The organism is Microbacterium sp., assembly GCF_047972865.1.
Taxonomy (GTDB): domain Bacteria; phylum Actinomycetota; class Actinomycetes; order Actinomycetales; family Microbacteriaceae; genus Microbacterium.
In genome coordinates this window covers 1-10,433 of the sequence record NZ_JBKEAY010000216.1, presented here as the reverse complement: position 1 = coordinate 10,433, position 10,433 = coordinate 1, and the positions used below count along the sequence as shown (strand labels likewise).

General features: G+C 65.9%; 11 protein-coding genes. 1 reads left to right on the top strand and 10 read right to left on the bottom strand.

The window, feature by feature from the left end:
- From ACK5KK_RS13380 to ACK5KK_RS13345, 8 genes are all read right to left on the bottom strand, one after another.
- Positions 1–247: aldehyde dehydrogenase family protein (locus ACK5KK_RS13380; protein ID WP_416890582.1), on the bottom strand; the 247-nt coding region annotated here is incomplete at its 3' end.
- A complete protein-coding gene (locus ACK5KK_RS13375) occupies positions 244–1,143 on the bottom strand; it encodes an amidohydrolase family protein (protein ID WP_416890581.1) in 900 nt (299 codons plus the stop codon). The genes ACK5KK_RS13380 and ACK5KK_RS13375, both read right to left, overlap by 4 nt.
- A gap of 21 nt (positions 1,144–1,164) precedes the next feature.
- On the bottom strand, positions 1,165–2,097 hold the full coding sequence (locus tag ACK5KK_RS13370; RefSeq protein ID WP_416890580.1) for a LysR family transcriptional regulator: 933 nt from the start codon (positions 2,095–2,097) through the stop codon (positions 1,165–1,167).
- A 19-nt stretch (positions 2,098–2,116) separates the two neighbouring features.
- Positions 2,117–2,917, bottom strand: coding sequence for an ABC transporter ATP-binding protein (locus ACK5KK_RS13365; protein WP_416890579.1), 801 nt, complete (start codon positions 2,915–2,917; stop codon positions 2,117–2,119).
- Positions 2,918–2,938: 21 nt separating this feature from the next.
- On the bottom strand, positions 2,939–3,712 hold the full coding sequence (locus ACK5KK_RS13360; protein ID WP_416890578.1) for an ABC transporter permease: 774 nt from the start codon (positions 3,710–3,712) through the stop codon (positions 2,939–2,941).
- On the bottom strand, positions 3,709–4,434 hold the full coding sequence (locus ACK5KK_RS13355) for an ABC transporter permease (RefSeq protein WP_416890577.1): 726 nt from the start codon (positions 4,432–4,434) through the stop codon (positions 3,709–3,711). The genes ACK5KK_RS13360 and ACK5KK_RS13355 overlap by 4 nt, the downstream gene beginning before the upstream one ends.
- A 123-nt stretch (positions 4,435–4,557) precedes the next feature.
- The gene (locus ACK5KK_RS13350; RefSeq protein ID WP_416890576.1) at positions 4,558–5,568 is read right to left on the bottom strand and encodes an ABC transporter substrate-binding protein; all 1,011 of its coding nucleotides are present in this window, start codon (positions 5,566–5,568) and stop codon (positions 4,558–4,560) included.
- Between the two features lie 56 nt (positions 5,569–5,624).
- Positions 5,625–7,286 carry a thiamine pyrophosphate-binding protein gene (locus tag ACK5KK_RS13345; protein ID WP_416890575.1) on the bottom strand — a complete coding sequence of 554 codons (1,662 nt, stop codon included), beginning with the start codon at positions 7,284–7,286 and terminating at the stop codon, positions 5,625–5,627.
- Positions 7,287–7,719: 433 nt separating this feature from the next.
- On the opposite strand from ACK5KK_RS13345, the gene ACK5KK_RS13340 reads away from it, so the two are divergent.
- Positions 7,720–8,220 (top strand): Gfo/Idh/MocA family oxidoreductase, encoded by a 501-nt coding sequence (locus ACK5KK_RS13340; RefSeq protein ID WP_416890574.1) that lies wholly within the window; start codon positions 7,720–7,722, stop codon positions 8,218–8,220.
- On the opposite strand, the gene ACK5KK_RS13335 is transcribed toward ACK5KK_RS13340, so the two are convergent.
- Both ACK5KK_RS13335 and ACK5KK_RS13330 read right to left on the bottom strand, forming a co-directional pair.
- Positions 8,166–8,951, bottom strand: coding sequence for a glucose 1-dehydrogenase (locus ACK5KK_RS13335; RefSeq protein ID WP_416890573.1), 786 nt, complete (start codon positions 8,949–8,951; stop codon positions 8,166–8,168). The two genes, ACK5KK_RS13340 and ACK5KK_RS13335, sit on opposite strands and share 55 nt — an antisense overlap.
- 714 nt (positions 8,952–9,665) lie before the next feature.
- Positions 9,666–10,433 (bottom strand): peptidoglycan-binding protein (locus tag ACK5KK_RS13330; RefSeq protein WP_416890572.1); only part of this gene is annotated, 768 nt, incomplete at its 5' end.

Sequence of the window (10,433 nt, the reverse complement as noted above, 5' to 3'; positions counted from 1 at the left end):
GGCCGATGCCGGATTGTTTCATGCCGCCGAACGGGGCGCGCAGGTCGAGACGGGTCGCGCCGTGGTCATTGACCCACACGTACCCGCATTCCAGTTGCGATCCGACCCGGTGCGCGGCGGCAGGATGACCTACCGGATGTTCTTCCGTCAGGCCGATGTAAGCGGATTCAGCGCGATCAGACGGGGGCGATCCTGCCGTGCGAGTTGTTCTACACGCAGTAGGCGCCGAACGGTCGGGCGTGGTCACGGCGACCAGCCGAGGACGCGCTCGACCGTTCCGCCAAGGATGTCGTCGCGCTCGCGGGCGGTGAGGCCCTCATCCTCTCGGATGTAGCCCATCGACTCCGCCCACGAGCTCCATTCCAGGTCGAGCGTCCAGTCACTGGCCCACATCACCCGCGCCGACCCGAACGCCGCCACGACGCGGTGCAGTACCTCGCGCACGTCGGGGAACGGATACGGCTGCTCGGCCAGCCGCGTCGCATGCCCCCACTTCAGGTGCACGTTGGGTAGTTCGGCGAGCGCGCACACCTCCTCGAACTGGGCGAACCGGTCGGGGCGGTGCGTGCGGCTCCCCGGCATTGCGACGCCCATGTGGTCGAGCACGACGGGAAGGGCAGGGTGCGCGGCGGCGATGAGCCGGATGGCGTCGAGCCGACCGGCGATGCCGATGCCGTTGACCTGGACGAACACCGGCACCCGCGCGGCCTCCGCGAAGGCGAAATAGTCATCGTACTGTCCGCCGACCAGTGTCCGCGCCAAGGCCTCGACGGCCGCCTCGTTCTCGGGCTGCTCACCGGCGCTGGGCGGGTGCGGTACGAACGGCAGGATGCGCAATCCGAGGCACGCCGGTCGCCCGGCGACGTCGGCCACCACCCGCTCAAGATCGGGGTCGTCGGGCTGGGCGCGGGTGATGTAGGCGAACCGCTCCGGATGCAACGTGACGGCCAATTCGGCGAGGGGCTGCACGTGCCGCACCGATCCTCCCGGGAGCGGCACCGCCGGGAGCGGACGTCCCCGCGGGTCGAATCCGCGGAACTCGTCAATGACCATTGCGTCGATGCCGCAGGCATCCATCGCCACCAGACCCGCCTCAATGCCCACCATGTTGAGGTGGACCTGAGCATCAATGATCGGCATCATCCCTCCCCTTCCCCAAGTGTGTCATCCGAGGCTCCACCGTGAGGGGACCACCGCGATATTTGGGTCGCTCACCCCGTGGATCGCTTCCAGGGTCGCGTCCCGCAGCCAACGGAGGTGCGCATCGTCATCGCCCGCGTTTCGCAAGTAGAGCCGCACCGGCACCGGCGGCAGATCAAGCGGCAAGGGTCTAACCACCAGCGGCCACGATTCGACCCAGGCGGCCGCAACCGACGCCGGCACGGTGGCAAGAAGGTCAGTGGACTGCAGCACGTGCGGCAGTGCGGCGAACCGCGTGTGGACGAGAACCACGCGGGGCGGACGGGACAGGGAATTGAGCGCCACGTCCAGACTCGGGCGAGCAGTATCTCCCGACACGCTCGCATGCGAGGCCGCCGAGTACGTCTCCAGCGTCAGCGCACCCGACTCCGCGAGGGGATGACGGGCGTTCATCATCACGACATAGCTCTCGGACTTGAGAACGGTCGACTCGCGACCTGCCAGCGCTGGCGTGGAGCTGATAAGGATGTCGGTACTCCCCGACTCGAGCAGGTCAGCCGACTGACCGTCGACGAGCGGAATCACGCGGATGCGGGCGTGTGGCGCGGCAGAGCGGATAGCCGCAGTGATCGGCGGGAGGTACGTCGTCTCACCCAGTTCCGACAGTGCGAATCGGAACTCAAGCGCTGTCGTCGAAGCATCGAAGTCCCTGATCGCCGAGACGGCGTTTGCGATCCGAGCTAGCGCGGCCCGCACGTCCGGATAGATCTGAGTCGAGTGCAACGTGGGTGTCATCTCCCGGCCCGAACGGACGAACAACTCGTCGCCGATGCCCCGTCTCAGGCGTTGCAGCGCCTGGCTCACCGCCGGCTGCGTGACATGGAGACTCTCTGCGGTCCGCGTCAGATTGCGGGTTTCGTAGATCGCCACGAAAACCCGCAGGAGGTTGAGATCCACGCGCACCTCGATGTCTCACTCAGGCTGCAGGCGGGTGCGCGCCTCGACCAGCCATGAGCTCGCTGGAGGCGCGGATACTACGGTACGCGATCCCCCTCAAGTGGGCGAACTCCGGAAGCTCCTTGGTGACGATCTGGTCACGAGGGAAGGGGAGGTCGACGGTGAGGGTCTGCTCGACGAATGTCGGCCGCGGACCCATGACGAGCACACGGTCAGCCAAATACACCGACTCATCGATGTCATGGGTCACGAAGACGACCGTCATCCCGAACCGATCACGCACTCCGATGACGAGGTCTTCCAGGTCGGCGCGTGTCTGAGCGTCGAGGGCGCCGAACGGTTCGTCCATGAGAAGGATCTCGGGTTGGTATGCAATGCCGCGGGCGATGGCCACTCGCTGCTGCATGCCACCGGACAGCTGCCACGGGTAGCGGTCCGCGAACTCACCCAGGCCGACCGAAGTGAGTGCGTCGTCGACCTGACGCGCGATCTGTTCCTTCGTCCGCCCCGTGCCGACCAAAGGAAATCGGACGTTCTCCGCGACCCGCATCCACGGATAGAGCGAGGCGCTGTAGTCCTGGAAGACGAGCGCGATCTCCTTCGGCGGCCCTTGAAGCGGCCTACCGTTGATCTCGATCCGGCCGCCGGTGGGCTCGAGCAGACCGGCCATCAATTTGAGGATCGTCGTCTTCCCGCATCCTGACGGGCCGACAACCGTCACGATCTCGCCCGCGCCGATCTCAAAGGTGAGTTCGCGCACGGTGAGTGTCCCCGTCTGCGAATCGCCATATCGCTTGCTCACGCCGTCAAACAACAGCATTTCTTCTCCGTTTCCGTTGTTTCACGATGCGCGCTCGCGAATTCCGTAATGCCATGCGAGTACCCGACGCTCGATCACTACGAAGATGAGGTTCAACAGGTACCCGAGTACGCCCAGCAGGATGATTCCCGACCACATGTCGGCGATCGCGAACGTCCGCTGCGCCTGGATGATGAAATACCCGATTCCGTTGGTTGCTCCGACCATCTCGCTGATCACCATGAGGATCAGGGCGAGCGGCAAACTGGTGCTCATACCCGCGAAGATCTGAGGCGAGGCGGCTGGCAGATCCACGCGCAACAGCCTGCGCCAACGGCTGACACCGTAGGAGCGACCCGTGTCGCGCATGGTCGCCTCGACTCCTGCGATTCCATCCATCGTGTTCAGCAGAATCGGCCACACGCACACGAAGGCGATGAGCACGATCTTCGCAGCCGAATCAACGCCGAGCATCACGATCGTGAACGGGAGCAGCGCCGGCGGGGGTATCGCGCGGAGGAACTCCACGATGGGCGATGCTTGGCGTCGAAGCCAGCTGACCCGCCCGAGCGCGATACCGACGCCGACGCCGACCGCGACTGCGAGCGCATACCCGACGATCAGTCTGAGCAGGCTCGGGACGACATCGGTGCCGAACCGGCTGAACAGCCAGTTCTCCCGGAACGCTTCCAGCACGCTCTGCAAAGGCGGAAAATAGAAGGTCCCGCCCACATTCGTCCAGATTCCCACCGCGACGATCACCATGACCGGGGTGAGGATCTCAGCAGCGAGATAGATCGGCTTCCGGCGCGTCATATTGTCTGGTTCCTCTGCGAAGGATGCCAGTGCAGGAGACGACGTTCCACACGCGCAAAGATGGCATTGAGGGCGAGACCCACGAGACCAGCCACGACGACAAAAGCGTACATGGCGGCGAAATCGCCGCCCTCTCGCGCGAGATTGATCTGCTGTCCGATACCGGGCGCGCCAAGGATGATCTCCCCGCTGACAACGAGGATGAGTGAGACCGTGGAGGAGATTCGGAGCCCGGTCGCGATGTAGGGCAACGCACTGGGCATCACTACCCTCATGATGACGCGCCAGGGCGCGATCTGGAATGAGCGCGCAGTGTCCCGCTGTGTCGACTGAACACTCCGGATGCCGTACTGGGTCTGAACGAGAAGTGGCCAGGTCGCCGCATACGCGGCCAGGAAGACCTTCCCCTCCATGGTCGGCGAGAAGACCAGGAAGACAAGGGGGATGAGAGCTACAGAGGGTACGGGGCGAAGGAACTCAACGATCGGCCGTGTAGCAAAGTAGATCAGGTTACTCGACGCCAAGGTGATGCCGACCGGGATCGCAATCGCCATCGCGATCAGAAGTCCGAGCGCCCACCCCAGCACTGTTTGCCAGGTCGCCGTCCAGAACGTCGCCATCTGGACTTCCAGTGCGAGTCTTCCGAGCACTTCAGACGGGGGAGGGAGGAATCGGCCGGGCAGCACGCCCAGGAGGGTGAGTACCTCCAGCAGCAGGACCACGACCACGACTCCACCGAGGGAGCCGAGTCCGTGGAACAACCGCTGAAGAACCGTGCTGCCCGATCGCGTCCGGGCTGGGAGATCGGGCGTGATCCCGACAGCCTGTTGCGTCACACTGGCCCGCTAGCTCGCGGGCTCGTAGATGAGGTCATCGAGGTTCGGCATCTCTTCGATGACGCCATACTTCTCGGTGTACCCGAGGAGTTCCTGCAGTGCGGGCCTGTTGAGTTCGGAGACGAACACGGGCAGGTTCATCACGTCGGCAACCTCGGCGGGAACACGAGTGAAAGTCGGAATGACCTCGCGCACTGCGTCGGGGTTGGCGGCCGCGTAATCGACCGACTTCTTCAGCGCGCGAATGAACGCGTCGACCATCTCGGAGTCCTGGTCGATAACCTGCTGCATGGCCTGCCAGCCGCCGTTCGGGAAGTCCTTGCCGAGCGTCGCGTACGGCGAGAAGATCGGTTTCCCTCCGTTGGCCTTGACCTGTTGCGCAAAGGGCTCCACGGTGTATGCCGCGTCAACCGTGCCCTGCTGCAGGACCCCGGGCATGTCCGGGAAGGGAACCTCCACCAGCTCGAGGTTGGAAGTATCGATCCCCAGCTTGTCGAAAGCCGCACGGGTCGTCACCTCCACCACACCCTTCAACGCGTTCGCCGCGATCACGCTCTCGGCGAGTTGCTCCGGCGAGGTGATGTTGCTATCAGCGCCTACTGAGATCGGCGTCCAGTCGTCCTCCAGCGTGCTTCCGCCTGCGTCGGCGGCCCCGATGATACGAAGCGGAATACCCTGGCTGGCGGCGGTGAACGCCGGCACGTAGCCCGACCCGATGACGTCATAGCTACCGGCGACGGCGCCGGCTACCAACTCGCTCCCGGTACCCACCGCTTCGATCGTCGGTTCCAACCCCTCCTCCTCAAAGAAGCCCTGCTCAACGCCCAGGTACAAGTAGGCGAAGTTCGCGATGGGAAGTGCACCGACCACGATCGGGGTGAGCGCTCCATCACCGTTGTCGCCAGCGGTTCCCGGATCGGATCCTCCTGAACCCGAAGCTGAACAGCCAACGGCAGCCAGCAACGTCAGGGTGATTGCCGCCGCGGTGGCCCCGCGCCTGCGGCAAAGTCGGTTCTTCACGTGCTTCTCCTGTCAGTACGAGAGGTGGTTCGTCGTCGAACCACCTCGGTGGGTGGCTATTCGCCGATCTCGTGCATGTGGCTCAGGATCACGGATGGAAAGCTCGCGATCTTCGCGTCGACGACGAGTGGTCGACGCGGCTGCTCCGACAACCACGTCGAGATGGCAGCGAAGTCGGCTTCAGAACGCACGGTCACCGCATCGCACCCGTAGCCGCGTGCGATCGCTGCAACATCGGTCGGGGGGAACGTAACTGTCCTCAGGTCAGCGTCCTCACCGAAAAGCTGAACCTCCGCGCTGTAAGCCGCGTCGTTGTACACGACAACGACCATCGGCTGACCGAGGCGCACGGCGGTCTCCAACTCGACGTGAGACATGAGGAATCCCCCGTCGCCGACGCCGACGACGGGGAGCCGGCCTGGCTGGGCGATCCCCGCGCCGATTCCGCTGGCCACCGAGAGCCCGATCGATTGGAAGGAGAGCGGGATGCAGAACCCCCTCTCGTCGGGAACGCGAAGATGCATCCCGCCGTACTCCAAGAAATTGCCACCGTCGACGATCACGACACGCTCCTCGGGAAGGTGCTCGTCCAGCCAGTTCGCCAGGGTGCGGGGGTCGATACAGCCTTCGTCGGTCCGCTCTTCATATGCTTGCGCCGACCAGGAGACCGAGGCCGCCATCCGCTGGGCGGCGTCGAACGTGCGGTACCCCTCGTCGCTCCTCCCACCTCGAGAAAGAAGCTCTGCGCGGACCGCGGTGGCAGCGAGTTCCGCGTCCGCGACGACCCCGATGTCGACCCGTCGATGCAGACCGATCGCCTCGGGTCGGTCATCGATCTGGACCACGATCTTGTTCTCGAACAGGCCACCACCCCGGGTGGTCCACTTGTTGAGAGCCGCGCCGAAGACAACGATGAGGTCGGCCTCACGAATGATCTCGGCGGTGCCGACCGTCGCGAATCCGCCGGAGACGTCCAACGACCAACGGTCATCTGCGAACAGGCCGCGTGCGCCCGCCGAAGTAACGAGCAGAGCGCCGGACGCCTCCCCCAGAGCCCGCAGCGCTTCACCCGCATGTCTGGCCCCACGGCCGGCGAGAAGGACTGGTCGATGTGCCGCCTGAATCGCATCCACCGTCGCGGTGATCGCCTGCGCGGACAGTGCCGGCCGGAGTCGGACGGGGAGCGCCGGGATGTCCGTCACATCCCAGTCGAGTTGTTCCTCCTGGAGATCGATGGGCATCGAGAGCACGACCGGGCAGCGGTCCATCACCGCCCGAACATACGCACGGAAGACGTCCTCGACTGTGGTCTCGGGTCGATGAATCCGCTCAGCGACGGCGCCCATCGCCGTCACGGCCGCGTCCTGATCGATCCAGAAGTTCGACGTCTTGGCAAACCCAGGGGTGTCACCGGCGATGATGAGCAACGGGGTATGCGCCTTCGCCGCTTCGCCCAGCGCAGTCAGGCCGTTGCTCAGACCGCACCCCTGGTGCAACGACACCACGGAGAGTTCGCCGGTGGCGCGCGTATAGGCGTCGGCCATGCTTGTCGCACCGCTCTCGTGCCGAGACGCCGTGAACCCGGCATCCGAGTTGGCGAGGAGAGCGTTCGTCGCGTGGAAGTTCCCGCTACCGACCACCCCGAACACGTGCGCGACTCCGAGATGAGCGATCGTTCGGCCGATGACCTCAGCGACCGTCGTTCTGATACCCGTCACTTCCGACTCCTTCGTCTGGAAACGATCCCGAGCATAATCCCGCGCAATACCCTGATCTACTTATGTCTTCTTATCATTGAAATAAGGAAAAGTTATACTCACAGGCGCCCTCGTCTCGGACCGTCCGCGCCCGCGGCTCGACGTGAGTACATCGGCCTCGCGCTCGACGTCGGGGCGACCGGTCTGATGATCCCGCTCGTGGCCACCGCCGACGAGGCCCGCGCCATCGTGTCGTGGGTGGAGTACCCGCCCGTCGGCGTCCGCGGCGCGATGCCCGGCGCGCCCGCGCTCGTCGAGCTGAGGGTCTCGGTCGCGGGTCTGTTCGACGTGCCCGCGGACCGGGCCTGTGACGTGAGGTGGGTGACCGCATCGGATGGCCGGTGTACGCCGAGGCCGACGTGGTGTACCAGGGCGATGCCGACGCGGTGGCGGTGTGCACCCCCACGCCGAGGCGGTGCTGCGGGCGGTGGCTGCCGGCAAGGACGTGATCGTCGAGAAGCCGCTCGCGGGGCGGCTGGCCGAGATCGATGCCGTGGTCGCGGCGGCATCCGCTTCGGGCCGGCGGGTCGTGGTGCTGCAGCAGCATCGGTTGCGCGCCGAGGTGCGCCGCGCGCGAGAGCTGATGCAGGTCGCCGGCCACCTCGACCCCTACCCTCGCGGCGACCGCGGTGTCGTCGGAGCGGAGCGCCGCGGTCGTACTGCCGCTCAACCCCGCCGCGCAGGACGCGTTCCTGGCGCGCCGCACGGGCGCCGCGCGGTGACGGTCCCCGCGTTCGACCGCCCCGCGTCCACGGATTCGGAGAATGTCGCCGGATGCGGATGCTCGACGGCATCCGCATCCACGTGCACAGTCCGAATCTGCGAACGCGGCGGCGGACGTCAGTACTTCGCGGACTGGCCGCCGTCGATCGGGATGATCGCGGCGTTGACGTAGCTCGCGTCTTCCGACAGCAGGAAGGCGACGACCGCGGCGATCTCGTGCGGCTCGCCGTACCGCTTGGTCGGGTTGGCCTGGATGAACTGCTCGGCGGCGCCGCGCGGGTTGTCGGCATCGATCTGCTTCATCGAGTTCTCGACCATCGGCGTCCAGATCGCCCCGGGGGCGATGGCGTTGATGCGGATGCCCATCGCGCCGTACTCCACGGCGGAGTTGCGCGTCAGACCGACGACACCGTGTTTGGCCGCCGCGTAGCCGGACTGGTTGCCGACACCGCGGATGCCGCCGACGCTCGCCGTGTTTACGATGGCCCCGCTGCCCTGCTCGTGCATGACCCGCAGCACCTTCTCCATCCCGAGGAAGACACCATTGAGGTTGATGGAGATCACGCGCGCGAACTCGGCCTCGGTGAAGTTCTCGGTGAGGTTCTGGCGACCCTCGATGCCGGCGTTGTTGAAGAAGCCGTCGATGCGCCCGTAGGCGGAGACCGCGGCATCCACGTAGCGCTGCACGTCGGTCTCCTGGGAGACGTCGGCGGTCACCGTGGTGATCTCGGCATCCGCCGTCGCACCGCGGATCTCGGCCACCGCGGCGGCCAGACCCTCCTCAGACAGGTCGACGAGCGTCAACCGCGCGCCCTCGGCCGCCAGCCGCGTCGCGGTGGCGCGCCCGAGTCCCGATGCGCCGCCGGTGATGACGATGCTACGTCCGGTGAACCGTTGAGACATGGTGGGTCCTTTCTCTCCACGCCCCACCCCACGGCGGGGCTGTGCCCCTGCGGCGCGGCAACCGTCACGAGAACCCGCGTCGGATCGCGCGGTTCCGCGCCGCTTCCATCGTCACACCCCCAGAGCAGGCGAGGGCCGCTCTGGGCGTCGGCGTCTTACTCATCGAGAACGCCGGCGCCCCGGTCAGCTCAGCCGGTCACGGATCTGCGCGATCCCGTCGTTGAGCGCCGTGCGGTACACTGCGAGGTCGCTGCCCCACGCCAGCACCGAGAATCCGCGCTGGAACAGCACGGCGGCGTGGTCGGCGTCGTCGGCGAGGAAGCCGACGGCCTTGCCCTGGGCGCGGGCGGCAGCGAGGATGCGGTCCAGCGCCGCCTGCCGTCGAAACCGGCCAGGGTGCCCGGCGAGAGCGGCGTCTCGTCAACGGGGAGATACTCCCACTCCACGCCCGGTTCTGCCTCGAGTTTGTCGATGCCGATGTCTCCCCACCCGATACTGCCGTCGTCGGCGCGGAAGTCGCGGGTCAGTGCCACGCGGAAGGGTGCCGCCATGTGCATACGCCTCTCGTCCGTTGAGAAATGTCCTGTCGTCAGCGTAGAGAGCGGGACGGGACAGGGCGCAGGGGGCGTCCCGGGTGCCGGGACCACACACGAACGCGAAGGCCCGGGTCATGACGACCCGGGCCTTGCGTCCCCCGAGTGGGCGGCGCGTCGATCAGTCGACGAGCGACCCCCACGTGTGGCTGTCGACGACGCCATCGCCGTGCAGGCCGTGCGAGCGCTGGTGGGAGAAGACCGCCAGCTTCGTGCTCAAACCGAAGTACCCGGTCACCAGCACGTGGTGCCCGGCCGCGCGCAGCTCGAGCTGGAGCGCCTTGACGGCCTCACCCTTCGAACCGTGACGCAGCTTCGGCAGCAGTTCGGGCCACGTCTTGTGCCCGACCACGCCGTCCGCGTGCAGCGAGCACTTCGACTGGAACGACAACACCGCCTCGTGAGTCGAGTGACCGAACGAACCGTCGGTGGCGAGGGAGTAGCCGTGGCCGCGCAAGAGGTACTGCAGCGTCTTGACGGCGGCCTTGTTGTGGCTGCCCTTGTGGAGCTGCGGGAACGACCCGCTCTCCTTCACCGGCGGCGCCGTGGAGACGGCCGTCTTCATCAGCTTGTCGTAATACCCCGAAATGGCGCGCTTGGAGCCCACGTACTCGAAGTGCATCGTGTCGTACTTCTTGTGGTGACCACCCCAGGAGAACCCGGCGTTGAGCCACATCTTCACTACCGCAGGCGGAAGAGTACTCTTGAACGTCTTGCTGTGCAGGTTGACGTGCCCGTTGATGTCGATCGCCCGACCATAGGCGTGGCTCGACAGCGTCTTGGTACCGCTCGTGTAGCTGCAGTCGTAGCCGCTGGTGTACGCGGCATCCATCGAATACCCCATCTGCTTCGTGCGCTTCAGGAGTTCACCCACGAGCGGTGCGAGTTC